The 26,997-nt window shown below is 66.2% G+C and carries 16 protein-coding genes and 1 other RNA gene; 7 read left to right on the top strand and 10 right to left on the bottom strand.

Translation table 11 applies throughout. The features are described from left to right. Entirely contained in the window at window positions 1-1,695 is a 1,695-nt protein-coding gene (gene ybaL, locus FHY19_RS04470) for a YbaL family putative K(+) efflux transporter (RefSeq protein WP_259152293.1), read from the bottom strand. 750 nt (window positions 1,696-2,445) lie between these two features. On the opposite strand from ybaL, the gene FHY19_RS04465 reads away from it, so the two are divergent. Then, window positions 2,446-3,639 (top strand): cytochrome P450, encoded by a 1,194-nt coding sequence (locus FHY19_RS04465; protein WP_259162170.1) that lies wholly within the window; start codon window positions 2,446-2,448, stop codon window positions 3,637-3,639. A 166-nt stretch (window positions 3,640-3,805) separates the two neighbouring features. On the opposite strand, the gene FHY19_RS04460 is transcribed toward FHY19_RS04465, so the two are convergent. The 3 genes from FHY19_RS04460 to FHY19_RS04450 all read right to left on the bottom strand — a co-directional run bounded on the left by FHY19_RS04460 (window position 3,806) and on the right by FHY19_RS04450 (window position 9,617). Then, the gene (locus tag FHY19_RS04460; protein ID WP_259162167.1) at window positions 3,806-6,205 is read right to left on the bottom strand and encodes a TonB-dependent receptor; all 2,400 of its coding nucleotides are present in this window, start codon (window positions 6,203-6,205) and stop codon (window positions 3,806-3,808) included. Between the two features lie 324 nt (window positions 6,206-6,529). Continuing rightward, window positions 6,530-8,917, bottom strand: a complete 2,388-nt coding sequence (locus tag FHY19_RS04455; protein WP_259162166.1) for a TonB-dependent receptor — start codon at window positions 8,915-8,917, stop codon at window positions 6,530-6,532. 274 nt (window positions 8,918-9,191) lie between these two features. After that, complete coding sequence (locus tag FHY19_RS04450; RefSeq protein WP_259152284.1) at window positions 9,192-9,617, bottom strand: VOC family protein; 426 nt, start codon at window positions 9,615-9,617, stop codon at window positions 9,192-9,194. 347 nt (window positions 9,618-9,964) lie between these two features. Here FHY19_RS04450 and FHY19_RS04445 point away from each other — a divergent pair. Further along, window positions 9,965-10,038, top strand: a non-coding RNA gene (locus tag FHY19_RS04445) — sX9 sRNA. 88 nt (window positions 10,039-10,126) lie between these two features. On the opposite strand, the gene FHY19_RS04440 is transcribed toward FHY19_RS04445, so the two are convergent. Then, window positions 10,127-12,505, bottom strand: a complete 2,379-nt coding sequence (locus FHY19_RS04440; protein ID WP_259162163.1) for a TonB-dependent receptor — start codon at window positions 12,503-12,505, stop codon at window positions 10,127-10,129. Window positions 12,506-12,686: 181 nt separating this feature from the next. Here FHY19_RS04440 and FHY19_RS04435 point away from each other — a divergent pair, with 181 nt between their 5' ends. After that, window positions 12,687-14,606, top strand: coding sequence for an ABC-F family ATP-binding cassette domain-containing protein (locus FHY19_RS04435; protein WP_259162162.1), 1,920 nt, complete (start codon window positions 12,687-12,689; stop codon window positions 14,604-14,606). A 50-nt stretch (window positions 14,607-14,656) separates the two neighbouring features. Continuing rightward, window positions 14,657-15,157: a YcxB family protein gene (locus tag FHY19_RS04430; RefSeq protein WP_259162161.1), complete on the top strand. Its 501-nt coding sequence runs from the start codon at window positions 14,657-14,659 to the stop codon at window positions 15,155-15,157. Window positions 15,158-15,175: 18 nt separating this feature from the next. Here the strand turns inward: FHY19_RS04430 and ampR are convergent, their stop codons facing one another. Beyond that, window positions 15,176-16,051: a LysR family transcriptional regulator AmpR gene (gene ampR, locus FHY19_RS04425; protein ID WP_259162160.1), complete on the bottom strand. Its 876-nt coding sequence runs from the start codon at window positions 16,049-16,051 to the stop codon at window positions 15,176-15,178. 100 nt (window positions 16,052-16,151) lie between these two features. Here ampR and bla point away from each other — a divergent pair, with 100 nt between their 5' ends. Next, window positions 16,152-17,045, top strand: coding sequence for a class A beta-lactamase (gene bla, locus FHY19_RS04420; protein WP_259162157.1), 894 nt, complete (start codon window positions 16,152-16,154; stop codon window positions 17,043-17,045). Between the two features lie 147 nt (window positions 17,046-17,192). Here the strand turns inward: bla and FHY19_RS04415 are convergent, their stop codons facing one another. The 4 genes from FHY19_RS04415 to FHY19_RS04400 form a co-directional block, all read right to left on the bottom strand. After that, entirely contained in the window at window positions 17,193-19,340 is a 2,148-nt protein-coding gene (locus FHY19_RS04415) for a phospholipase C, phosphocholine-specific (RefSeq protein ID WP_259162146.1), read from the bottom strand. A 76-nt stretch (window positions 19,341-19,416) separates the two neighbouring features. Continuing rightward, window positions 19,417-21,828 (bottom strand): TonB-dependent receptor, encoded by a 2,412-nt coding sequence (locus FHY19_RS04410; protein WP_259162137.1) that lies wholly within the window; start codon window positions 21,826-21,828, stop codon window positions 19,417-19,419. A 172-nt stretch (window positions 21,829-22,000) separates the two neighbouring features. Beyond that, window positions 22,001-24,295: a glucosylglycerol-phosphate synthase gene (gene ggpS, locus FHY19_RS04405; protein ID WP_259162129.1), complete on the bottom strand. Its 2,295-nt coding sequence runs from the start codon at window positions 24,293-24,295 to the stop codon at window positions 22,001-22,003. Between the two features lie 59 nt (window positions 24,296-24,354). After that, a complete protein-coding gene (locus tag FHY19_RS04400) occupies window positions 24,355-25,596 on the bottom strand; it encodes an MFS transporter (RefSeq protein WP_259162124.1) in 1,242 nt (413 codons plus the stop codon). Window positions 25,597-25,755: 159 nt separating this feature from the next. On the opposite strand from FHY19_RS04400, the gene FHY19_RS04395 reads away from it, so the two are divergent. Both FHY19_RS04395 and FHY19_RS04390 read left to right on the top strand, forming a co-directional pair. After that, a complete protein-coding gene (locus FHY19_RS04395) occupies window positions 25,756-26,058 on the top strand; it encodes a zinc ribbon domain-containing protein (RefSeq protein ID WP_259162121.1) in 303 nt (100 codons plus the stop codon). A gap of 313 nt (window positions 26,059-26,371) precedes the next feature. Next, window positions 26,372-26,698 carry a hypothetical protein gene (locus tag FHY19_RS04390; protein WP_259152273.1) on the top strand — a complete coding sequence of 109 codons (327 nt, stop codon included), beginning with the start codon at window positions 26,372-26,374 and terminating at the stop codon, window positions 26,696-26,698. Window positions 26,699-26,997 lie beyond the last annotated feature (299 nt).

The raw sequence follows: 26,997 nt of genomic DNA, 5'->3' as shown, positions 1-26,997 counted from the left end.
TTACGACGCCGGCACGTTCAACGCACGGTACGGCGGCGTGGACATCACCATTTCGGCCAGCGAGTAGGCCAGTTCACGCTCGGCCAGTACCGCGCCGTCGGCGCCGTGTTCGAGCAGATGTTTGACCTCGGTATCGCTATGCGCGCGCGCCAGCAGGGTCAGCGACGGATTGATCGCGCGTAGCTTGGCCAGCGCTTCGCCGGCCTCCAGCGGTTGCGGGATCGCCAGGATCGCGATCTTGGCGTGCTCGGGCCGTGCCTCGGCCAGCACCCGGTCTGCCGCCGCACTGCCGCGTATGCCCGGGATGCCGGCCGCATGCGCCTTGGCCACGTGGTCGCCGTTATCGTCGATCACCAGCACCGGGACGCCGCGGCTGCGCAGCAGCTGCGCCAGCGCGCTGCCCACGCGGCCGTAGCCGATGACGATGGCATGCCCATCCGCCGGCAATGGCGGGCCAGGCGGCAGTTCCGGCTCCACGGCGGCCGGTGCGTCCTGCGCCTGCCGGGCCTGCCAACGGTCCAGCCACGAGAACAGGAACGGGTTGGCCACGATCGACAACAACGCGCCAGCCAGGATCAGATCGCGCCCGGTCTCCGGCAGGATCGCCAACTGGACGCCCAGCCCGGCCAGGATAAAAGAAAATTCACCAATCTGCGCCAGGCTGGTGGAAATGGTCAGCGCCGTCCCGGTGGGGTGGCCGAATGCGCGCACGATCACAAACGCCGCCAGCGACTTGCCCAAGGTGATGGTCAGGAAGGTGGCCAGCACCTGCCACGGATGCGCGATCAGGATCATCGGGTCGAACAACATGCCCACCGACACGAAGAACAGCACCGCAAACGCATCGCGCAATGGCAGCGAGTCGCTGGCGGCCTTGTGGCTGAGTTCCGATTCCTTGAGCAGCATGCCGGCAAAGAACGCACCCAGTGCAAACGACACGCCGAACAGGGTGGCCGACACGAAGGCCACACCGAGTGCGATGCCGAGCACGGCCAGGGTGAACAGCTCGCGCGAGCCGGTGGCGGCCACTTTTTCCAGCGACCACGGGATCACCCGCCGGCCGATCACCAGCATCGCGGCGACAAACGCCACCATCTTCAGCAAGGTCAGCCCGAGCGCTGCCAGTAACGAGCTGGACTCGCCTGCATGCGCGGTTGGCGTACCGGTACCGAGCGCATCCGCCAGCGCCGGCAGCAACACCAGGGCCAACACCATCACCAGGTCTTCGACGATCAGCCAGCCCACTGCGATACGGCCGCGCTGGGTGTCCAGCAAGCGACGTTCTTCCAGGGCGCGCAACAGCACCACGGTACTGGCCACCGACAGTGCCAGCCCGAACACCAGGCCATGAATCAACGGCCAGCCCATGCTCCAGGCCAATGCCCAGCCGAGCAGCGTCGCCACCACGATCTGCGCCAGCGCACCGGGCACCGCGATCCACTTCACTTCCATCAGGTCTTCGAGCGAGAAGTGCAGGCCCACCCCGAACATCAGCAACATCACACCCAGCTCGGACAGCTGATTGGCCATGGTCTGATCGGCCACGAATCCCGGTGTAAACGGCCCAACGCACACGCCAGCCAACAAGTAGCCGACCAGCGGCGAGAGCTTCACCTTCTGCGCGAGCGTGCCAAGGATGAAGGCGACCGCGAGGCCGACGGCGATGATGTCGATGAGGCTGGTGTCGTGGTGCATTCCAATCCGTTGTGTGAGTGTCCGAGGTGATGAAACGGCGTGACCAGCCAAGCGAACTGCGCCGGGCAGCGCCTGCGGGCATCGCGAATGAAGTGCTGGAATCCGGCGCGGGGGAACAGGGCCGCAAGGCGGTCCGGTTGGCCGGACGCCCATAGTACACAGCGCATGATTAACGCGATGCGACACGCAGCGCATGCAGGCATGTTGGGCAAGCCGTAAGCGGTTGCGCGCAGGTCGCCGCGATGCGTCAGCAATGCCGACCGACAGACTTGGACGGTTGCGACATCCCGCGGCATGGCAGCCCAAGTGGCTGCCATCGACGGCACACTGCGACGGCGCTGCAGGGCGAAATGGCATTGGAGAGGCGCACCGCTGCATGGCCATGCCGTGCTGCATGTTCCCGAGTGACCGGCGCTGGCGACGGTCTGCGTGTGTACGCCATCTGCTGTTTCCCGCTGCAGCGCACGCGATGAAGCGCCACATGGCTGCGCTCGTTTTTCGCACTGCGCGATGCGCGTACCGGTGCGCAGGCGAGAACGCAAGCGGTGACGCACTGTCATCGGCCTGCGCAGCCGCTGACGCAGCTACGCCGATGCAGAGCGCTTGTCGTTTGACGACAAGGCTTCGCGCCTGCGCAAGGCGGGTGCGCGACGACAACCGACAATTCGGGCGTCGCTTCATGCAAGCGGTCGGCACTTTTTCCCTACGCCCCCATCGCGCATCCCGCGATCAAGCCCACGAGCCCCGGTCATGCGCCTCAGCGACTTCGCAACAGAACAGTTTCGCCAGGATCCGTATCCGACCTACGCACGCCTGCGCGCCGAGGGGCCGCTGGTGGAGGTTGCAGAACGTCGCTTGATGAGCGGCCACTACGCAGTGGTCGACAGCCTGCTCAGCGACCGGCGCGTCGGCCGCGACTATCTGCAGAGCATCCGTTTGCGCTACGGCGAGGCCGCCGTGGAGATGCCGCTGTTTCAAGGCATGAGCCGCATGTTCCTGCTGGTCAATCCGCCGATGCACACGCGCCTGCGCGGGCTGATGACCCAGGCATTCGGTGCGCGGCAGATGGAGTCCATGCGCCAGGTGGCCAGCGACACCGCGGCGGCGTTGATTGCGACCTTTCGCGCACACGGGCACTGCGATGTGCTGCGTGACTTCGCCTTTCCGCTGCCCATCCGCATCATCTGCCGCATGCTGGACATCGACCCTGCCGATGCCACCACGGTCGGCGCTGCGACCAGCGCGCTGGCCAAGGTGTTCGACCCGATGATGACGCGCGAGGAGCTGGAGGCCACCAGCGCGGCGTACCTACAGCTGGAACGCTATTTCCATGCCGTGATCGAAGCGCGTCGAAGCAGCGACGGCGACGATCTGATCTCCCGCTTCATCCGCGCAGAAGACGAAGGTCACCGGCTGAGCAGCGATGAGATCGTCTCCAATGTGATCCTGCTGTTCTTCGCCGGCCACGAAACCACTTCCAACATGATCTGCAATGCCCTGGTCGCCCTGCATCGGCATCCCGAGCAGTTGGCGCTGCTGCAGGGGAACCCAGCGTTGCTGCCGAATGCGGTGCTCGAATGCCTGCGCTACGACAGCTCGGTGCAGATGGCCACGCGCACGGTCTTGCAGGATTTCGAGATCGCCGGGAGCGTGTTGCACGAAGGCGAGATGGTGTATCTGATGCTGGGTGCGGCCAATCACGACCCGGTGCAATTCAACGACCCGCAGGTACTGGATATCCGCCGGCAGCAGGGCCGCGCGCTGTCGTTCGGCGGTGGGATCCACCACTGCCTGGGCAACCGGCTGGCCTTGATCGAGATGGAGGCAGCGCTTGCCGCACTGCTGGAACAGCTGCCGGCATTGCGCCTGGAGCAGCGTGAGACGCTGACCTGGAACGACCGCGCCAATCTACGCGGCGTGGATGCCTTGCCGGCGTCCTGGTGATGCGACGGATGTCGCCCTGCATGCGCCACACGGCCAAGACCCAGACACGCATCGTCGCAAACACGGCAACAGGCAGCGCCGGCCGAGCGACGCTACCTGCACCACGCCTGCGCTGATCCTCGTCTTCGATCAGCGCAGGCGCCCACCAGTCAACGCACCTGGGCCATCAGAACCGGTAGGTCACCCGGCCATACCAGTAGCGGCCGTTGAAGCCGAACGGCGACAACGACGAATACTGCAGGCCGCCGGCGCGGTCGTCGTAGGCGGTGGTCAGCTGCGCCTTGGTCGGGTACTGGTTGGTGATGTTGTCCGCACCCACGGTGAAGGTGAACGCGTCCCAGGTCTGGCTGGCGGCCAGGTTCAACAGCCAGCGCGCGTCGTAGGTCTGGTCCTGGCTGCCATCGGCCGGGTCGCTGATGCGCTTGATCGATCCGTAGCGGGTTGCGTTGAAGTTCAGCGCAAATCCGCCGATCGACCAGTCCGCAGCGGCCATGTACTTGGTGCGCGGGGTGGCATCGGTGAGCAGGCCCTGGCTGGCGCGGCCGAAGTTGGGGTTGGACAACTCCAGGATGGTGGTCTTATTGTAGTTGGCGCTGGCGCTGAGGTTGAGCTTGCCGTAGCTGCCCAGATCGGCGAGGTAGCTGTTGATCCAGTCAACGCCACGGGTGCGGCTGGTGGCGCCGTTGACGAAGAACTGCACCGCCGCCACCTGGCCGATCGGCTGCGCCAGCTGCAACTGGTCCGAATACAGGATCTGGTCCCAGATGCGGATCTGGTAGACGTCCAGGCTGGAGGTGAAGTTGGCAGTGGGCTGCCACACGCCGCCCAGGCCGTAGTTGGTGGATTTCTCCGGGCTCAGCGGGCGCGCGCCCAAGGCGACGGCTACGGGGTCGGAGGTGCGGTAGGTACCGACCTGCACCAGCTCGCCGTCCTGGATCAGCGTCACCACCGAGGCGTAGTTCTGCTGCGCCAGCGACGGGGCGCGGAAGCCGTTGGAGATGGTGCCGCGCAACGCGAACGTATCGGTGAAGGCGTAACGCGCCGACAGCTTGCCCGAGCGCGTGGAGCCGGCATCGCTGTAGTTTTCGAAGCGCCCGGCGATGCCGCCGGAGAGCTTGTCGGTGATGTCCGCTTCCAGGTTGGCGTAGACCGCGTTGCTATGACGGCCGAACCGGCCGGCAACCGACGGCTCCAGGCCGGAGAACACCTGCGCGCCGCCGGGGTAGGGCGCGCCGGTGTCGGGATTGATGGTGTTGGGATCGAAGAAGTACGAGGCCGGCGAGCCGGCGGTGATCTCATAGCGGTCCTGGCGGTGCTCGGCGCCGAAAGCCACATTGACCGGATACGCCAGGCCCCAGTCGAAGGACTTGTTGATGTCGACATTGACCGTGCCCTGCTCGGTCTCGAAGCCGCCGGAGTTGAAGTCGGTCGGCGAGCTGCCGGTGCTGTAGTACAGATTGGTGTTGATGCTGTTGAGGATGTTGAAGGTCATGTCGTTCTTGCCATAGGTGGCCGACACGTCCCAGTTCCACTCGCTTTCGGTGCTGCCCTTTAGGCCCAACACGGCCGAGCGGTCGTTGGTGGGGTTGTAGATCTGCGGCAGGAAGCCGTTGGGATAGATCGCCTGCACATTGCGCGCGGTGTTGTCGGCGGCGCGGTAGTAGCCGTTGGAGGTGACTTCGCGACGGCTCATGCTCAGGTGGCCGTACAGCTCCACATTGGGCGAGAACTCGTAGCCGAATGCGGCCAGGCCCTGATAGAAGTTGGACGCCGGGTCGCCGTGGCGCTGGTACGGCACCCCGCCCGGATTGGGTGTGCCGGGCACGGTGGTGGCGCGGTTGGTGTTTTCGCCGCGATTGGTGCTCATGGTGTTCTGGTAGTTCCACGACAGCCGCACCCAGCCCGGCGCGGTGTCTCCGCCGCTGCCGCCGAAGGCCAGGCCGACCGACCCGTCGATGCCGTTCTGCTCGCCATCGCCCTTGTCCATGATGCCGCCGTTGACCGAGATGCTGTTGCTGCCCGCAGCGGCGCCGTGCTTGAGCACGATATTGACCACGCCGGCGATCGCATCTGAGCCGTATTGGGCCGAGGCGCCATCGCGCAGCACTTCGATCCGCGCGATCGCCGACATCGGCAGCGAGTTCAGATCGGCCGGCGCCGAGCCGCGACCCACGTACGGGTTGTAGTTGATCAGCGAAGAGGTGTGGTAGCGCTTGCCATCGACCAGCACCAGCACCGCGTCCGGCGACAGCCCGCGCAGCGTGGCCGGGCGTGCGGCGTCATTGCCGTCGGAGATGGCCGGACGCGGGAAATTCAGCGACGGCAGCAGCTTGCCCAGCGCAGTGGCGATGTCGGTGGCGCCGGTGGCCTGCAGCGATTGCTCGGTGATGATGTCGATCGGCGATTCGGATTCGGCCACGGTGCGGTCGCTGACGCGCGTACCGGTGACGATCAGGGTGTCCAGGGTTTTCTGCGGCTGGGTCGGTTGCGACTGCGCACTGGCAGCGAAGGAACAGACGGTGAGTGCGACTGAAATCGCCAGCGAGAGTGCGTTGGAGGTGTGCATGGGAATCGAGGCTCAAAGGGGATGAAGGACGCAGCGGTGAAGTGCGTGTAAGCGGGGGAAGACAACTGCGTGGGGTGATCGCGCATGCATGCCGGGTCTTTGCAGCTGCAAAGCGGCAGCCGCGGCAATGCCGGCGATCTGCAACGCGCCATGCAGCGCGTTGTGCATCCTTGCCGGGCGTCCTTGCGAAAGCGGCGAAACCAAGGGCTGAGCGCCCGCACTCCCGTTGGCGAGAGTGCGGGCGCACAACGCAGTGGTCGGCAACGCATTGTGCTGCGTCGCCTTACAGGACGAGCGCCGATCGCTACCGGCCGGCGCCCGCGACTACCACTTGTAGTTCACGTTGGCATACACCAGCGCACCGTTGAAACCGAACGGCGAGGCGCTGCTGTACGGCAGGTAGTTGCGCGTGCCCAGGCCCGCTTGCTGGCGGTCCGGATATTCGTTGAGCACATTGTCGCCGCCGACGGTGAAGTTCCACGCACCCAGCTTGTAGGACGCGGCCAGATCCAGCGTCCACTTGGCCGCATAGGTCTGGTCGCTGCCGGCGTTGGTGCCGAAGGTGGTGAACTCGCCCCAGCGCGTGGCGGTGCCGGTGAACGACCAGTTGCCCGGCGACCAGGTACCACCCAGGAAGAACTTGTCGCGCGGCGTGCCTTCGGTGATCCGGCCCAGCTCCGCGCGGCCGATGCGCACGGTGCCCGGGGCGATCGCTTCCAGCGCGGCGGGGTTGTCGGCGACCCGTTCCACCTCGGTCTTGTTGTAGTTGTAGCCGGAGGTCAGCTCGACGCTGCCGCCGTCCAGGTTCCAGCGATAGGTACCGACTGCATCCACGCCCTGGGTCTTGGTATCCACCGCATTGGTGAAGTAGCGCCCGCCGCCGATACCGGGAAAACCATTGGCCTGCAGGTAGCCGCGGACTCGGTCAGAGGTCAGGTTCTCCGACAGCACGATGCGGTCGTCGATATCGATGCGATACGCATCGACCGTGATGTACAGGTTTTCGACCGGCTGCAGCACCACGCCAAGCCCGTAGTTGTTGGATTCCTCGGCCTTCAACGGCTCGGCGCCCAGTGCGATGGCGGCCGGGTTGTCGGTGCGGAAGGTGCCGATCTCGAACGGAATCGCGGAGGTCGTGCCGTTGGGCTGGGCCACGTTGAGGAACTGCGTGGCGATCGACTGGAAGTTCTGCTGCTGCAACGACGGTGCGCGGAAGCCGGTGGAGGCGGTGGCACGCACTGCGATCTTGTCGGTGAACGCATAACGCAACGACAGCTTGCCAGTGGCGGTGTCGCCGAAGTCGCTGTACTTCTCGTAGCGCCCGGCCAGGCCTGCGGAGAATTTTTCGGTCAGATCCGCTTCCAGGTCCACATAGGCCGAGTGGCTGTTGCGGTTGTAGTAACCGGCATCGGAGAGCTTGAAGCCCGGAAATACCTGTGCGCCCGGGATCAGCGTACCGGCCGCCGACGGAATGCCGCCGTTGGCCGAGGACGCCGCGTCGCCGGGCGACTGGTTGAACTTCTCGCCGCGCCATTCCGCACCGAAGGCCAGCGTGACCGGATACGCCAGGCCCCAGTCGAGCGTCTTGGTGAAGTCGGCGTTTAGCACGTTCTGGGTCACTTCCAGCGTACCGGCGTGGAAGTCGGTGGGGCTGGCCAGCCCCAGGCTGTTGTTCAAGCTGTTGCGCACATCGAAGGTGAGATTGTTCTGGCCGTAGTTGTAGCTCAGATCGATGTTCAAGCCGCCTTCGGTGGAGGTCTTCAAGCCACCGACCCAGGACACGTCCTTGCTGACGTTGTAGATCTGCGGCAGGAAGCCGTCCGGATAGATTTCCGGGCGGTTGCGGGTGTCGCCGGCAAAGCGGAAATAGCCGTTGGACAGCACCTCGCGGCGGCTGACCATGCCGAACGAGTAGAAGGTCAGGTAATCGGTGGGGCTGTATTCGCCGTTGAACGAGATCGCGCCCTGGTCGATCTCCGGGTCGCCGTAACGCTGCTCCACGCGGCCGCCAAACGGCAATGCGCGGTTGGTCTGGTCCGAGTGTCCGGCCTGTGCAGCCAGATGCACCTTGCCGGTGCCGGCGAAGCTGAAGCCGGCATCGCCGGACAGCTGATACTGCTCGCCGTCGCCGGCGCTGTACTTGCCGTAGCGGCCATTGACGCTGCCGCCTTCGCCGCTGCCCTTGAGCACGATGTTGATCACGCCGGCAATCGCATCCGAGCCGTATTGCGCCGATGCACCGTCGCGCAGCACTTCGATGCGCTCCACCGCCGCGATCGGAATGGTGTTGAGATCGGCCGGCGACGAGCCGCGGCCCTGGGTGTCGTTGAGGTTGATCAGCGCGGTGCTGTGATAGCGCTTGCCGTTGACCAGCACCAGCACCTGATCGGGCGACAGGCCGCGCAGCTGCGCAGGGCGCACCGCGTCCGAGCCGTCGGAGATGGCGGGGCGGGGGAAATTGAGCGAGGGGATCGCGCGGGACAGCGCGGTAGCCAACTCGGTGGTGCCGGTCGATTCCAGTGCCTGTGGCGAGATGATGTCGATCGGCGATGCCGATTCGGCCACGGTGCGGTCGGCCACGCGCGTACCGGTCACGATCAGCGTGTCGAGGGTTTTCTGGGTGGGAGCTTGCGACTGCGCAACTGCGGTTGAAGCGGAAAACGACAAGGCAACAACAACAGCGACTGCGAGTGGACTGGACTTGCAATTCATGCGGTAACAACTCCGAGTGGGGAACGGATGCACGCAGTGGGCCCCCTCCCAGGCCGCGTCCGTTGCGGCAGCTGCGGTGCGTTCTCAACCATTAACCACGCGTAACCACATGTCAAATTTTGGTTACGTTGCGCATGCAACCGTCATCGAGCATATGCTCATGCCAACGTTGTCATCGTGCACCAAAGTGAGGCGTCGATTGCAGTTCCCCACGCTGCATAACGGATTACGACGCCCCATTTTGGGCATCGATACCTGTTATGAAACTTGTGCATCAATAGATGATCTGCACCGCATCGGCGCTGCGTTGCGCAGGACCGTGGAAGACCGCCTCGATGTTGTTGCCATCCGGGTCGAGGACGAATGCAGCGTAATAACCCGGGTGATAGGGCCGCAACCCAGGCGCGCCATTGTCGCGCCCGCCATTGGCCAGCGCGGCACGATGAAACGCCTGCACCATCGCAGCGTCGTGCGCCTGAAAGGCCAGATGATGGCGGCCGGTCAACACGCCTTGCGCCACCGTGTCGCGGTCGGAGACGAACAGTTCGTCGGCCCAGAAGTAGCCATCGCCTTCGCCGCCGATGGGAATGCCAAGGACCTCGAGCACGGCCTGATAAAAGCGTCTGCTTGCCGGCAGGTCGTGCACCACCAGATGCAGGTGATCGATCAGGCGGCCCCGACTCAGCTGCGATGCTTCCATTGGCGTACTCCGGCAAGGACAGGAGCACCGGTCATAGCACGAGCCGGGCGTATGCCTCGTCATCGCGTTGCGTTGCGTTTCACTGCGAGCGGAAGCCTGGCAGCCAGGCCTGCGCACCACCGCTTCATGGCAGGCACGTGGCACATGTGCAGTGCGCGTCCTGCATGGATCACGCATCGAGAGCGCTACTGGCCGAGCGGTTGCGCCTGCTTGCGCGTCTGTTGCAACCGTGCAGTCGCAACAACGCACACGCCCCGGACCGGTCGGGGCGTGTAATCGAACCTGGAGTGGCTGACAAAAACGACTGTGTTCACCGCCAGGCGGGCGCGGCCGGTGCTCGGTGCGGCATGTACCACTCGCTACATTCCGGTTCCTCCGCGCCGTCCCCCACCTGACAACTGTTCGCTACGTTTTGTCAGCCGCTATTAGAGATCGACGCTGCAGCGCTGCACGCCATCAGCGTGCAGTCGCGATCCCGTGTCGGCCGCAGCTAGCGGCGTCGGCTGCATTTACCAACGGTAGTTGATACGACCGTAGACATAGGCACCGTTGAAGCCGAACGGCGACAGATTGCTGTACGGAAACTGGCCACTGGTGGAGTTGGCGAAGTTGTTTTCGTCCGGATACTCGTCCAGCAGGTTGTCCGCGCCCAGCGTCAGCGTCCAACGGTCCACCTTGTAGCTGGCCGATGCATCCACCACCCACTTGGCGCCGAAGGTCTGGTCGTTGATCGCCGCCGCCGGGCGCGTGCTGTACTTGCCGTAGCGCGTGGCGCCCAGCGCAAGCGTCCAGTGATCGGAATTCCAGCTGCCGTTGATCAGGAACTTGTCGCGCGGGAAGCCTTCTTCGATGCGGCCGCGTTCGGTGCGGTCGATGCGCTCCAGGCTCAGCCCGTTGGCCGACAGCGCCGCCGGGTTGTCCGCCACGCTGCGCACTTCGGTTTCCGAATAGTTGTAGCCGGCGGTCAGGTCCACGCTGCTGGCGGCGAGCTGCCAGCGGTAGCTGCCGACCACGTCCACGCCGCGCGTGCGCGTATCCACCGCATTGGTGAAGTAGCGCCCGCCGTTGATGCCGAAGATGCCCTGTGCTTCCAGCAGGCTGCGCACGCCGGTGCCGGTGAGGTTGGACGACAGTACGATGCGGTCGTCCACGTCGATCTGGTAGGCATCGATGGTGAGGTAGAGCGCATCGGTCGGCTGCAGCACCAGGCCCAGGCTGTAGGACAGCGAGGTTTCCGCATCCAGCGGTTCGGCACCGAAGGCGCGCGCCACGTTGCTGTCGGCCGGGAAGGTGCGGATCTCGAACGGATTGGGGTTGCCGGCCAGGAAGGTGGTGCTGGTGGACTGGAAATACTGCTGCGCCAGCGACGGCGCACGGAAGCCCGAGGCTACCGTGCCACGCAGCGCGATCTTGTCGGTGAACGCATAGCGGCCTGACAACTTGCCCGAGGCCTGGCTGCCGAAGTCGTCATAGTCTTCGTAACGGCCGGCCAGGCCGGCGGAGAACTTGTCGGTGAAGTCGGCTTCCAGGTCGGCGTACAGCGCGTAGCTGTTGCGCGAATACTGGCCCGATACGCTGGGGGCGAATCCGCCGTAGCCCTGCGCGCCGCCGGCCAGCGTGCCGGCCTGGAAGTAGGAGCCCACTTCGCCCGGCGACTGGTTCCACTTCTCGTTGCGGTATTCGGCGCCGAAGGCCACCGTCACCGGATATGCAAGGCCCCAGTCGAAGCCGCGCTTGACGTCCAGGTTGACGATGTTCTGCGTGGTCTCCAGCGCGCCGTCGTAGAAGGAGGTCGGCGAGGTCGGGCCCAGGCTGACGTTGAGCGTGTTGCGGGTGTGGAAATCGATCTTGTTGTAGCCGTAGTTGTAGCTGGCATCCCAGTCCCAGCCGCTGGCGGTGGAGCCGCGCACGCCGGCCACTAGCGAGCGGTCCTTGGCATAGCTCTGGATCTCCGGCAAAAAGCCCTGCGGGTAGATCGACAGGAGGTTCTGGCTGCTGCCCGGCGCGCGGAAGAACGCGAACGAGGTGATGTCGCGGTTGCTGGCGGTGGCGAACGCGTAGCCGGTGATGCTGTCGCTGAACTGGTATTCGGTGTTGAGCGAGGCGGCCTGCGCGTTGACGTCGGGGTCGCCGATCTTGAACGCCTTCTGGCCGACGGCCGGCTGCGAGGCACTGGGCGCGCCGGCATAGCCGCGCGCACGGTCGGTGGGGTCCTGCTGGTTGAGCTGGGCGGCCACATGCAGCCAGCCGCGGTCGCCACCATAGGCCACGCCGGTGTCGCCGGACAGCTCGTAGTTGCTGCCGTCGCCGGCCGAATACTGGCCGAAGCCGGCCTGCAGGCTGCCGCCCTTTTCCGCGCCCTTGAGCACGATGTTGACCACGCCGGCGATGGCATCGGACCCGTACTGCGCCGAGGCGCCGTCGCGCAGTACTTCCACGCGCGCGATCGCCGCCACCGGAATGGTGTTCAGGTCCACCGCTGCGGCGCCACGGCCGATCGTGCCGTTGAGGTTGAGCAGCGAGGAGGTGTGGCGGCGCTTGCCGTTGACCAGCACCAGTACCTGGTCCGGCGACAGGCCACGCAGCTGGGCCGGGCGGATCGCGCTGGTGCCATCGCTCAGCGCCGGGCGCGGGAAGTTCAGCGAGGGCAGCGCGCGCGCCAGGGCGGTGGCCAGTTCCGGGGTGCCGGTAGCCTGCAGCGACTCGGCGCTGATGATGTCGATCGGCGACTGCGATTCAGCCACGGTGCGGTCGGACACGCGGGTGCCGGTGACGATCACCGTATCCAGGGTATTGGCGGTGACGGGCGCCGCATCCTGCGCCAGGGCGGGAGAGGCAAGCAGTGCAGCGACCACGGCGGTCGCAAGCGAAGACAGGGGGATGTTCATGACAACTCCGAAAACGGCAGCCCGAGCGGGGCCAACTAGACTGGGCGGGTGGCGATCACGGCCGTGCGAAGCGCACGTGTCGTCCAACCTGAAGGCGCTAATTATTCGTTAACGCTAGAATGGCGTCGCAGGAATGCTGCTCATCTGCTCATTCCTTTTCGTTCTATCGGACTGTCCATCAATGATTTCCCTGCGCAACTTCTCCATGCGACGCGGCGAGCGTCTGCTGTTGTCCAACGTCGACCTGACCATGCATGCCGGCTACCGCGTCGGCGTGGTGGGTCGCAACGGTACCGGTAAGTCCAGCCTGTTCGCCGCGGTGAAGGGCGAGCTGGAAGCCGACAAGGGCGACGTGGATCTACCCGGCAAGGTGCGCACCGCCAGCGTCTCGCAGGAAACCCCGTCGCTGCCCGATCCGGCGCTGTCGTTCGTGCTCGGCGGCGACATCGAGGTCTCGGCGATCCTGCAGGAAGAGGCCGCGGCCACCGCGCGCGAGGACTGGGAAGCGGTCGCCAACGCGCACCAGAAGATGGCCGAACTCGGCGCCTACGATGCCGAGGCGCGTGCCGGCAAGTTGCTGCATGGCCTGGGCTTCCCGGCTGACACCCACCACCGCGCGGTGTCCTCGTTCTCCGGCGGCTGGCGGGTGCGCCTGAACCTGGCGCGCGCGCTGATGATGCCCAGCGACCTGCTGCTGCTGGACGAACCGACCAACCACTTGGACATGGACGCGGTGCTGTGGCTGGAGCAGTGGCTGCTCAAGTACCCGGGTACCTTGCTGCTGATTTCGCATGACCGCGAGTTCCTCGACAACGTGGCCACGCATACGCTGCATCTGCACGGCGGCACCGCCAAGCTGTATGTCGGCGGCTATACCGATTTCGAGCGCCAGCGCATCGAGCACCTGCGCCAGCAGCAGATTGCGCACGACAAGGAACAGGCCGAGCGCGCGCATCTGCAGAGCTTCATCGACCGCTTCAAGGCGCAGGCCAGCAAGGCCACCCAGGCGCAGAGCCGCATGAAGCGCCTGGCCAAGATGGCCGGCACCGAGGCAGTGCGCGCCGAGCGCGAGTTCCGCATCCAGTTCGCCCAGCCCAACAGGCTGCCGTTTTCGCTGATCCGGTTGAATCATCTACAGGCCGGCTATCCGGCTCCGACCACCCTTCCCCCGCGTGCGGGGGAAGGTGCACGAAGGGCGGATGGGGGCGACGCTGCCACGGTCATCCTGCACGATGTCGGTTTCGGCCTGGAAGCAGGCGACCGCATCGGGTTGTTGGGTCCCAATGGCGCGGGTAAGTCCACCCTGGTCAAGACGTTGGTGGGCGAGCTGGCGCCGCTGTCTGGCGAGCGCAGTGCGCATCCGGACCTGCGGATCGGCTATTTCGCCCAGCACACGGTGGAATCGTTGCACGAGGGCCAGTCGCCGATGGATCACTTCCGCGATCTGTCGCCGGACGGTTCCAATCAGGCGTTCCGCGATTTCCTGGGCAAATGGAATTTCGCCGGCGACCGCGCATTCGAAGTGGTGGACGGCTTCTCCGGTGGCGAGCGCGCGCGCCTGGCATTGGCGTTGATCGCCTGGCAGCAGCCGAACGTGCTGCTGCTCGACGAACCCACCAACCACCTGGACCTGGAAATGCGCGAGGCGCTGGCCGAGGCGCTGAGCGACTTCGAAGGCGCCATCGTGATGGTTTCGCACGATCGCCATCTGATCGGCCTGGTCTGCGACAGTTTCTGGCGCGTCGCCGATGGCGTGGTCGAGCCGTTCGATGGCGATCTGGACGAATACGCCGCCTGGTTGCGCAGCCGCCCGGCCGCGCAGGGCACCAAGCAGAAGATGGCCGAAGTGGCACCGACCCCGCCACCGCCGACCAAGCCGCTGCCGCCGAAAAAGGCCGTCAACCCGCACAAGCTGGCCAGCGCCGAAAAGCGCGTCGGCGAACTGGAAGCCGCGCTGGCAGAGCTCGACCGCCAGCTGGCCAACCCGGGGAACTATGCCGACACCGACAAGATGGCGGTGCTGGGTCGCGACCGCGAGGCGACGGCGCAGCAGCTGGCTGCAGCGGAAGCTGCGTGGATGGAGTTGATCGACGGCGCGTAACGCGCAGGCGTTACGATGCGCGTCGGGCCGAGCACAAGGAGGTAGCGAACATGATCAGCGCCACCATCAGTCTGGAAGACCATCTGGCCGCGCAGCGCCTGCATGCGCGACAGACGGCCAAGCTGTTGATCGTGATCCTGGTGGTCCTGCTGTTGATCGGTGCGGGGTTGCTTCAACTGATCGGGGCCGGCGAAATCATCGGCCCGATGCTGATCGGCGCCGGGGGCGGCGGCTTGATCGGCCTGGCGGTGCTGCACCTCTGGGGCTTGCCACGAAAGATCAGGCGCCTGCACGCCCAGCAGGCCGCGCTGCGGCATACCTACACCTTCGCATGGGACGAGACCGGGCTGGAAATCACCTGGGCGGACGGGCGACTGCGCCGGCCCTGGTCCGATTACATCCGCTACCGCGAGAACGAGCGGGTGCTGCTGCTGTATCACAACGACCGCTTGTTCGAGCTGTTCGCCCCGCACTGGTTCGCCGATCAGGCGCACTACGAGGCGTTTCGCCGCATGGCGGTGCAGGGGATCGAGGCGTCCGCGCGCCGCTGAGCGCAGCAACGCGCTCGTTTAGCCGGAGCGCTGTTGCTCCGCTACCAGCCAGTCGCGCAGTCGCGCATCGGCATCGCCTTCCGGGCGCGAGCGCAGCCGGGTGAGCCAATAGCGTCCGGCATCGATCTGTATCGGGAAGGGGCACACCAGCCGCCCTGCGTCGAGATCCTGGCGAAACATCGGCAACGGCAACAACGCCACGCCGGCACCGGCCGCCGCCGCGCTGGCCAGCGTCAACGACGAATCGAACATCGTCCCGCGCGCGGCAACCTCGGCCACGCCTGCCGCGCGAAACCATTGCGGCCATTCGTCCAGGCGGTAGGAGCGCAATAACGGCAGCTGCGCCAGATCGGCCGGCGTGCGCAGGCCGCGCGCCATGCTGGGCGCGCACACCGGCGCAAACGGCGCCTCCATCAGCGCATGCGCGATCTGGCCCTGCCAGTCGCCATCGCCGAACCGGATCGCCAGGTCCAGCCCTTCGCCGGCCAGGTCGACCCGGTTGTTGTGGGTGGACAGGCGCAATTCGATATCCGGATGCGCGGCATGAAAGGCCGGCAATCGCGGCAGCAGCCAGCCGGTGGCGAAGGTGCCCACCACGCCGACGTTGAGCACCTCGCGATAGCGCCCGTCGGCGAAGCGCTCCAGGGTGGCGGCGATGCGGTCGAAGGCCTCGCCCAGCACCGGTGCCAACGCCGCGCCCTCGTCGGTCAGCGCCACCCCGCGTGGCAGGCGGTGGAACAGGCTGGTGCCCAGCTGTTGCTCCAGCGCCTTGATCTGGTGGCTGAGCGCGGCCTGGCTCACGCACAGCTGGTTCGCCGCACGGGTTAGGTTTTGATGGCGCGCGGCCGCTTCGAAAGCGCGCAGGGCATTGAGCGGGAGGCGGGGGCGGGGCATCGTGAGAGATTAGTTCAATTCATGCCTGTGATCGAAACATCGCGATGGTCGGTTGCGCCGTGCGCATCGATACTGCGGGCTCCCTCAAGGAGGCAAACACATGTTGAATCGGCGAGAGTTCCTGTACGCAAGCGGCGCGGGCATGCTGTTTGCGGCGTCCAGACCCGCACTGGCGCTCAGTCCGGCGGTGAATATAGACGACATGCTGCGGGCACAATGGGCGGACATCGAACGTGGTACCGGTGGTCGCCTGGGCATCAGCCTGCTCGGCAGCGCCCCCGGCTGGCGCCTCGGGCAGCGCGAGAACGAGCGCTTTCCGATGTGCAGCACCTTCAAATTTGTATTGGCTGCCGCGGTATTGCAGCAAGTGGACCGGGGCAAGCTGTCGTTGGCGCAACCGGTCAACATCCGTGCCTCGGACATGCTGTCGCATGCGCCGGTCACCGAGCGCCATGTCGGTGGCGCGCTGAGTGTCGGCGAACTGTGCCGGGCCACGATGATCTACAGCGACAACCCTGCCGCCAACCTGTTGTTCCCGCTGGTCGGCGGCCCGCCCGGCGTGACCGCCTTCCTGCGCAGCATCGGCGATGCCAAGACCCGCAGTGACCGCTACGAGCCGGAGATGAACGGGTTCGCCCCTGGCGAGCCGCGCGACACCACCACCCCGGTGGCCATGGCGTCGACGCTGCGTACGCTGCTGCTTGGCGATGCCCTGCAGCCTGCCTCGCGCACGCAGCTGACCGACTGGATGATCGACAACCGCACCGGCGACGACTGCCTGCGTGCGGGGCTCACGGCCGACTGGAAGATCGGCGACAAGACCGGTAGCAACGGCACCGATACCCGCAACGACATCGCCATCCTCTGGCCGCCGAAGGGCCGGCCGCCACTGTTGCTGACCACGTACTTGAATGGTGCCAAGGTCGACGACGCTGCACGCGATGCGGCGTTGAAGGCGGTGGCGGTCGCGGTGCGGGAATCGTTTGGAAGGTGAGCCTGCCGAAGCGACACGTGGCGATAGCGGCGCATGTCGATTCGGCAGGCGCGGTGACGGAGTTTGCGACTTTCTCCCACGCAGTGGCGGTGATGCAAAGCGATGGTTGTCGCTGGCCAGGAGCAACATTCAACCTGGCACGGTCACTCAACCCAGCGCGCGGATCACGACAGGTCTGTCCTGCTGCAGTCGCGCCGGCCCACCCATGGCGGGATCGCTGACGCTGTCGGCGCCGGTTTCGATACGACCAGCCAGGCGCTGGGCCGCGCCGTCGTGGTGCACCCACAGGTCGTACCAGCCGCCGGTTCCTGCCGCTTTCCAACGGCGCTGCTCGGTCGCACCGGGCGCAATGCTGAGGCGCTCGTGCGGCTGCGCGGCTGCATAGGCACCCGGTTTTAGCTCCGCCTGCACGGCAGCGCCGCCGCCATTGTGCAGCGATAGCAACACGGATGTGGCGTCGTTCGGATCTTGTGCGATCTCAGCCACCAGTAACGGGGCGCTCAGGTCGCCACGGTAGTGACGATGGAATCCGTTGGGGCCGACCAGCCACAGATCGTAACGGCCGTCGTAGGTGGTCCAGTCGCCGTCCAGTGTGGCGCCGTTGCCCACCGTGTAGCGGCGCGGGATCGCCGCCAAGTCGTAGCGGTCGTAGACATGCAGTACTGCCGTCGCGCTGCTGTTTGTCATGCGTAGCCGCACCTCGCCACGCTCGGGCACATGCGCCAGTTGCACGCTCGGGCGGTACGGCACGGCGCGCGAACGGCGCACGCCGAACGGTTGCGCGGGCGGCTGCAAGGTGGCCGGCAGCGGCGGCAGCGTGTGCTCCCGCAAGGCTGCTGCACGCATTGCCGCATCGCCCACATCGGGCAACGCGGCGACGAATGGGCGTGCATCGGCGTTGCGGAAGTCGAACGCATTGGTCAGGTCGCCACACACTGCACGCCGCCATGGCGTGATCTCCGGCGCGGGCACGCCAAACCGGCGTTCCAGCAGGCGCAACACCGAGGTGTGGTCGTACACCTGCGAATCCACCCAGCCGCCACGGCTCCACGGCGAAACCACATACAGCGGCACGCGCGGACCAAGGCCGTAGGGACGGCCGCGCAGTTCGGGCAGATCCGCTTTCTGCTCGCCCGGTGCCGGGTGGCAATGGTAATCGTCGTCGGTGGGGATGCTGGAGGCGCCGGCAAACCCGCCTGCGGCGCGCGGGTCCGGCGATGGCGGTGCCGGCGGCGGCATGTGGTCGAAAAAGCCATCGTTCTCGTCGAACATCAGCAGCAATGCAGTGCGGCTCCATACCTTTGGATCGGCGGTCAGCGCATCCAGCACGCGTGCGGTGTAGGCCGCGCCCTGCGCCGGACTGGAGGGATCCGGATGTTCGCTGCCGGCCGCATCGGCGATGACGAAACTTACCGATGGCAGCCGACCGGCTATCACGTCCGCGCGCAGTTGCTCAACGCCCCGCGTGCTGATGCCACGCGCGCGTAACTGCGCATCGTGGCCAGGCGCATTGCGGTAGGCCTGCCGAAACGCTTCGAACCCGGCCAGCGGGTTGTCGGTGAAGTTGTCGGCCATGTCCTGATAGATCTGCCAGGACACGCCTGCGCGCTGCAGCTGTTCGACATAGGTGGTCCAGCGATACGGCTCGGCAAAGCCGCCCAGTTCCGGAAAGTTGTCGTGCGAGTTGCCGATCACCGGCCCGCCGTTACGCGCCTGCGGATCGTTGCCGCCGGTCCACAGGAACACGCGATTGGAATTGGTGCCGGTCTGGATCGAGGCGTGGTACGCATCGCAGAGGGTGAACGCATCGGCGAGCGCGTACTGGAAGGGAATATCCGCGCGTCCGTAGTAGCCCAGCGCATGATTGTGTTTGGCCGCCGCCCAGTGCCCGAGCCGGCCCTGGTCCCAGGCCTGCTGTGCATCGGGCCAGCTATGCGGCGTGCCCTTGACGCGCATGAAGCCGAATTGCGCGGCGGTATCCAGCGCAAACGGGGTGAGCCACTGCGTGCCGTCTTCGCTGGGCTGCAGCCACACCGTGCGCGAGGGCGCGCCCGGCAGCGGCGGGGCCGGAATCGGAAAGCGATCGCCAAACCCGCGCACGCCGGGCAGCGCACCGAAGTAATGATCGAACGCGCGGTTTTCCTGCATCAGGATCACCACATGCTGCAGATCCTCCAGCGTACCGCTGCGCCGGTCCGGTGCGATGGCTGCGGCACGTGCGATGCTGGGCGAGAGTGCGGCCGCGCCGCTGGTGAGGCCGGCTTGCAGCAAACGGCGGCGGGGCAGGTCGATCATGGGTGCTCGCATCGCATCGAAAGGGATGCCCGCACCGGTGTGCGCTGCGGGCGTCGCATAGCATGGCAGGTCGCCGTTACAGATCCAGCGTCAGCGTCAGCCCCAACGTGCGCGGTGCGGCGATGAACGCGCTATCGCTGCCGTCCACCCCTTCCAGATACCGCTTGTCGGTGAGGTTGCTGACATTGAGCGCCAGCTGCAGGCCCTTGAGCTGCGACGACAGTTGCGACAGCTCCACGCCCAGATTGGCGTTGAAGGTGGTCACGCCATCGAGCGCGGCGCGGTTGGATGCATCCAGATAGCGCTTGCCCAGATAACGACCGGACACACCGAAGCGCCAGGCGTGCCCGCGCCAGTCGGCCGAGACCACCAGAGTGTTGCGCGGCTGGCCGATCACCTGCGCGCCGGGAGTGATGTCCAGGGCGGTGTCGCGCGCGGCATCGCCGCTGCCCAGGTAATCGGCCTTGTTGTAGGTGTAGGCGCCATTGATGCGCCAGCCATTGTCCCAGCCGTAGCCCAGCGCCGCCTCCACGCCGCGCGCATGCACGCCGCCGAAGTTTTCGTACACGCCGTCGGTCTCGCCCAGATAGTCGATGCCGCTGACGAAGTTGGCAGGCACATACACGATGCGGTTGTCGAAGCGGATGTCGTACAAGGTCACGCTGCCGGTCAATGGCCAGCGGCTGATGCGCAGGCCCAGTTCGACGTTATCGGCGGTCTCCGGTTGCACGCGGCTGAGTGCGACCGGGTCGGTTTCGCCCAGGACGCCGGAGGGAATCGCCGCGAAGTTCTGCGAATACCCGGCAAAGGCTTCCAGGCCTTGCACCGGGGTGGTCCAGGTCAGGCCGGCCGACAGCAATGGGTCTGAATGCGAATCCGATTCCACATGCTGCGAGTCGCCGATGCGGCGGTCGCGGGTCTGGTCGACGAAGAACTGCTTGACGCCCACGCGCCAGGCGAATGCGCCGTAGCGCATCACATCCTCGACGTAATACATCTGCTCGTCGGTCTGGTAGTCGTCCTTGAACTGCACCCAGTACGGCTGATGATCGAAGCCGATGTTGGTGCCGACGTTGAGCAGGCGATGCCAGTCGCGGGTGACGCTGCGGTCATAGCGCTCCAGCCAGGCGCCGGCGCGCACGGTATTGTCGATGGCGCCGAGATCGGCGCGCCATTCCACATCGGCCATCGCGCCGGCGCGGTGGTTGTCGTAGTGGCTATGGCGATACGACTGCACCGGTACCGAGCCTGCCGGATAGCAGGCCGGATTGGATTCGGCCGGCACCGCATCGCTGCCGGCGCAGCCGGCCAGCATCGTCGCGGCCGCGCCGCCGGGCGTGAGGTAATACAGCTTGCCCAGGTCGCTGCCGGCATACACGGTGTTGCCGCCACGCGCTTCGGATTCCGCTGCGCCGGCGCCATCGTTTCTGACATCCACCAGATACGGCGGAATCCAGTCGCCACGGCCCTGCATGCGGTGCGCATAGCCGGTCAGCGTGGTCTTGAACCCATTGCCGCCATCGAAGGCGCCGCGCAGATAGCCGAAGGTGTTCTTGCGCAGCGCGCGCGAGCCTGAGCGATAGTTCTGGTCCAGATACGGAATGCCGGTGAGCGTGCCGGTCAGCAGATCGTGTTCCGGATCGCGCGCGAACTGCTCCGGCGTCACGCTGGTGTATTCGGATTCGTCGGCATCGTCGTAGGACGCATAGCCGCTGAGCGTCCACTTGTTCAACGCACTGACGAACTTGCCGGCCAGATGATCGCGGCTGGTGTGGCCGCTACCGTCGATCCAGTCATCGTTGCGCGCCGACGAGCCGCTGACCCAGGCGCGCGTATTGCCGCCGAGCAGGCCGGTGTCGTAGCGCGCGTAGTACTTGCGCGCCTGGTTGTCGCCGATGCCGCCGATCACGCGCACGCGCTGCTCTTCCAGCGGCTCGCCGGTGAGGTAGTTCAGGGTGCCGCCCAACGCTTCGTTCGAGCGCGAGGCGATATCGGCGGTGCCCTGGCTCACTTCCACCGTTTCCAGATCCGGCATGTCGATGAAACGATTGGCCTTGGAGCCGCCGCCATAGGCCGAGCCACCGTTGGGCACGCCGTCGACGGTGGTGCCGATCTGCTGGGTATCGCGGTTGCTGACAAATCCACGCATGCTGATCTGCGTGCCCCAATCCGACGAGCCGAACGCATCGGCTTCGGTGACCACGACGCCCGGGAGTTCGTTGAGCGCGTCGTTGACGCTGCCCAGTACGAACTGGCGGTCGAGCATTTCCTTGCTCACGGTCGTCTTGGAGTACGTCATCGCCTGGCCGACCACCTGCACCTGACCCAGCGTGGAGACCTGTGCATCTTGGCCATTGCCGTCGGCAACCGGCGCCGAGGGCGCTGCGCCGTCTGGTCTCTGCTGCGCGTAGGCGGGCAGGGCGATCGGAATCAGCAGCAGGACCAGCGTGGCCGGGCGCCGCGCGCGCGAGCAGGACAACGAATTCATTGCGATCCATGGGCAGGATGAAGAGCGCCCAGCCTGCCGCGCTTGCGTTGCGTGATCATGACCGCGCCGTCGATGGGCCAGCGTCACGCTTGTCCTAAAGTACACAAACGCCCGGAGAGCCCAGGCGTTTGCGTGTGACTACGCGTATTGCCGAACGCGTAACGGCGCGTGGCTAGTCGACCGGCTCGGCCACTGCGCTGGCTGCTGCCACCGGCAGGCGCGCATGCGCGCCACGGCTGCGTGCCACCGCCGCCAGGAAGTCGCGCCCCCAGTGATCGATGGTGTAGTACTCCACGCTGTCGTACAGCTGGCGCAGGCGCCCGGCCGCCTCGTCGTCGGGCATCGAGAGCCCCTGCAACAGGCCGGCCGCCAGATCGGCTGGGTCGTGCGGGTTGGTCAGCACCGCGCCTTTGAGTTCTGCCGCAGCACCGGCAAATTCGCTCAGCACCAGCACGCCGCTGCCGCCTTCGATGCCTTGCACCGCGACGAATTCCTTGGCCACCAGGTTCAGCCCATCGCGCAGCGGAGTGATCCACATCAGCTGCGCCGCGGCGTAATGCGCCACTACCTGCTCGAATGGCAGCGCCTGGGCGAAGAAGCGCACCGGGGTCCAGTCCAGCCGCGAGAACCGTCCGTTGATGCGGCCCACCGCCTGCTCGATCTGCGTCTGCAAGGTGCGATAAACCGTCATCTCGCGTGCGGCCGGCACGCACACCATCAGCAAGGTAACCTTGCCAAGCAGCTGTGGCTGGCTGTCGAGCAGGCGCTCGAACGCTTCCAGCTTTGCCAGCGTGCCCTTGGTGTAATCCAGCCGCTCCACCGACAACACCAGCTTGCGCGCACCGATCTCGCGGCGCAGCTTGAAGATATCGTTGCGCACGTCCGGTTTGCCCAGCGCCGCGCGGATGCGGCGCAGGTCGGTGCCCACCGGATGCGCGCCCAGCGCGACATCGCGATCTGCCACGCGCAGGCAGGTCGTCATGGTGTCCAGGCCCACCGCACAGCCGTAGGTCAGAAAGCGCGGCGCGCAGCTTTCCTGCGCCAGGCGCTCCACCGGCATCACCCCACGCACCACGTCGACGAAGTTCTCCACCTGCCGTGGAATATGGAAGCCGATGTAGTCGCAGCACATCAGGCTGCCGATGATCTCGCGTCGCCACGGGACCACGTTGAACACGTCGGCCGACGGGAAGTAGGTGTGATGGAAGAAGGCGATCTTCAGATCCGGGCGCAACTCCCGCAGGTACGCCGGCACCATCCACAGGTTGTAGTCGTGGATCCACACCGTGGCGCCCTGCGCGGCCTCGGCCGAAGTGGCTTGCGCAAACTTGCGGTTGACGCCGAGAAACACCTGCCAGTCGTCCTCGCGGAAGCGCGCGCGTTCCCAGAACGCATGCAGCATCGGCCAGAACGCTTCCTTGGAAAAGCGCTTGTAGAAGATATCCACCTCGTTCTTGCTCAGCGGCACGCGCGCGGCGGTGAGGGTGGGGTAGCGCTGCGCATCCACTTCGGTATGGGTCTGGAAGGGCCTGCGCTTGGGGTCGTCCACGCTCCAGGCCACCCACGATCCGCGTTGGCCGCCTTGGAAGAAGCTCAGCAGCGAGGGAATGATGCCGTTGGGCGAGCGCGGCGCGCGGCGTACCAGCTCGCCGTGTTCGACCACTTCGTCATACGGCAGCCGGTGGTAGACCATCACCAGGTCCGCGCCGCCCTTGCGCGGGACCTGCGCTGCCGGCACATGCGGGTCGTCGTCGGCAAGCAGGCCGAAGTGCGCAATCGCCTCCAGGATGCCGCCACAGCCGGGCGCAGTGGCGTGATAGGTGGCGTCCAGGTGGGCGGTTGCCTGCGTCAACGCCGCTTCCGAGTCTCCCACGCAGACGCCGCGAAAACCGGCCAGATACATGGACAGGTCGTTGAGGGTGTCGCCGGCCACCAGGATGCGCTGGCGCGGCAGGTCCAGCTGGCGCGCCAGTGCGCCCAGGGTGCGGCCCTTGTCGGTGTCCGGCGGCAGGATGTCCAGATAGCGGTCGGCCGAATACAGCACATCGCAGCCCAGCGCGCGTGCGGCCTGCTCGATCTGCGCGCGCAGCGGCGCCAGCGTGGCCGGGTCGCAGAAATACGAACAGCGGCGTTCCTGCGGCACGTCCTGGCGCTGCAGCTGCGGGAATGCGCGCATCGCCTGCGCCACCACCTGCTCGCCGGGCCAATGCGCGTCGATCATCGATTGCAGGGGCTGCAGCGGTTGCAGCGTGTGCCCGTCCACCACGGTGGCGCCGACGTCGCATACCACATAGTCGGGTCGGGGAATGGTGGGGTCGGTGAGCAGGGGCATCACCGCTTCGAGTCCGCGCCCGGTGATGAAGATCAGGCGGATCTCGGGATGCTGGTCGACCAGGCGATACAACTGGTGACGGTGTTCGGCGGAGCCGGCCAGGAAGGTGCCGTCCAGGTCGGTGGCCAGGATCACGGCCGGATCCGGGCGGGGGTGGGTCAGGGATGAGGTGTTCGAGAGTCGTGTTTGATCGATCAATGTGCTTCCTTTTGGGGAGGGGAGGGTGAATCGGTTTCCGGCATCAGTTCCAGCGCCGAGGGGGTGGTGCGCAGCATCGGACGGAATGCAATGGGGTGGGTGCGCAGGCGCTCGAAGCGCAGCAGGCGCGCCAGCGTGAAGCCGGCCAGCGCCAGCAACATCACCGCGAAATAGACCGGCAACGCAGCCGGGCCGAACTTCTGCATGGCTCCGCCCGCCAGCGCCGGGCCGATTGCCGCGCCTACGCCGTGTACCAGCAGCAGGCTGCTGCAGCCGGACAGCAACTCCTCGCGCGGCAGGTAATCGAGCATGTGCGCCACTGCGAACGGATACAGCGAAAACGCCAGTCCGCCATACACGAAGAACAGCAGGAACAGCACCTGCGTCTGCGCCTGCACCATCGGCAGCGCGGCGGCGATGGCGATGCCGGCGGCCAGCACACTGACCGCGACCAGGCCGATGCGACGGTCGTGGCCATCGCTGATGCGCCCGATCGGCCACTGCAGTACCGCACCGCCCACGATGGCGGTGAGCATGAACATCGCCACGCCGTCGGCATTCAGCCCGATGCGGTTGGCGTACACCGGCAGCAGGCCCCAGAACGCGCCCATCGCCAGGCCGGAAAGGCCGGCGCCAATCGTCGCCACCGGCGCCAGCGCATACAGCGTCACCAGCCGCAGCCGCGACACGTGCGGTACCTCCGGCGGAATCAGCCGCGTGGTCACCACCGGCATCACCGCCGCGCAGATCAGGATCGCGGTGAGCGTGAACATCGCCGGCGCGGTGGCATCGCCGGCGCTGAGCAACACCTGGCCCAGGGCCAATGCCGACAGGTTGATCGCCATGTAGACCGAAAACACCCGGCTGCGGCGGCGCGCGTTCGGCTCGGCGTTGAGCCAGCTTTCGATCACCGTGTACAGGCCGACCAGCGCAGCGCCGGTGACGAGCCGCAGCAGGCCCCAGCCCCACGGGTTGAGCCAGATCGGATGTAGCAGCACCGCGATCGCGGCCAGTGCGGCGTAAAACGCGAACGCGCGGATATGCCCGATCCGGCGGATCAGCGGCGGTGCGAAGAACGTGCCCAGAAAGAAGCCGGCGAAGTAGCCGGACATGATCAACCCCAATGCGCGTGCATCGAAGCCGGCTTGGCCACCGCGTACGGCGAGCAGGGTGCCCAGCAGCCCGCTGCCGGTCAGCAGCAAGGCCACGCCGAGCAACAGCGCAGTCAACCGCAACACGTATGCGGCCCTCGTGGGGAGAAAGGCGCGTCGGTCACGTTTGCAATTGTACCAGCTTGATTGCAGTGGCCTGTTTCACCCGATGGCGCGCAATGCTGCGCGCCGGCGTGGAACTGGCTCTAGAATCTGTGCCCTCGCGTTCCTTCCTTTTGATGTGCCATGCCTATCTATGCCTTCCAGTGCACCGCCTGCGATCACCAGTTCGATCGGCTGCTGAAAATGTCCGACCCGGTGCCGGAGAGCTGCCCCGCCTGCAGCGCCAACGCCATCAAGCGCCAGGTCACCGCACCGTCGTTCCGGTTGTCGGGCAGCGGTTGGTACGAAACCGATTTCAAGTCGGCCGGAGAAAGGAAAAAGAACCTCACCGAAACCAGCAGCAGCGGCGACGCCAAGCTCGCGGCCGCCAGTGACGGCAAGCCGGCCGTACCAGCCGCCGCCAAGCCGGCATCCGACAAGGCGTGAGCACCGCCAGGCCTGGCCGTGTCGCCAGCCTGGAATTGCGTCGCTGGCCGTAGCTAAAGATCGCTGCGTTTAGCGGCTGCGCCACCGCGACGGAGTTCCTGCGCGCCAAGCGGGAACTCCGGCCGATCGCTTTCCGGCCGCGCTCGCCGCCTCCTACGGGCAGGTCTTCGCCGGTTGCGTGCTGGTCGATGCGCCCGCATCGGCAACGCCTGGTCTGTTTGCCGGCAAGACATTGATGATGCATGCGCGGTAACGAGGGGCCGGTGCGCGGATTGCGGGTGCCCTTCCATGTGGGCGACAACCAGGCGCGCACATGGCGGCTGCCCCGTCCGCCGGCTTCGTGCGGCTCAGGCACGACCATCGGCATGCCGACGGCAACGCAGATGCACTGTCCAGCTACGGTGGCGACAGCACGCGTGCAAGCAGCGCCAGCCGTCAGGAATTCCCGGTGGATGCCGACTCGATTGCAGTGTGCAAGCGATCGGGTGGCACGGCCTCGTCGAAGAACGCCTTGACCATCGAGGTCGAGCCAGGCCGGCGCGTGGCGTACGAGCTCAGTCGTCCGGATGGGCGGCTGTTTCGGGAGGCATTCGATCTCACCCGGCCGGTCGCAATGCCGCCCGCGCCGTGGGGTGGCTGAGCACTGCGCGCCGGGCGCCCGCTGCGATGGCCGGGTTTCCACCCCGCGACACCAGCGGCCCGTTCGCTGGATGCGGCGCCACGCGGTGTGAGAAAGACTGGGTGCGGCAGTCGCCGGTCCGGCCCGTGGCCCGATGGCTGGGGCTGGGCAGAGAGTGAGCACGGCATGTGCCCCAACCTATCTGGCGGAGACTCAGGCGATGCCTTTCCAGCGTCGGGCGCCGCGAATCGACAGCAGGCCAGTTTGCGCCAGATGATCAGGAGCTGGCGATCGTTGGCGCAGCTGCGCGCCGGTTTCGT

The organism is Xanthomonas sp. 4461 (genome assembly GCF_024806475.1).
Taxonomy (GTDB): domain Bacteria; phylum Pseudomonadota; class Gammaproteobacteria; order Xanthomonadales; family Xanthomonadaceae; genus Xanthomonas; species Xanthomonas arboricola_F.
Note: the sequence above shows the minus strand (reverse complement) of the source record. Positions and strands in the feature narration are given on the sequence as shown.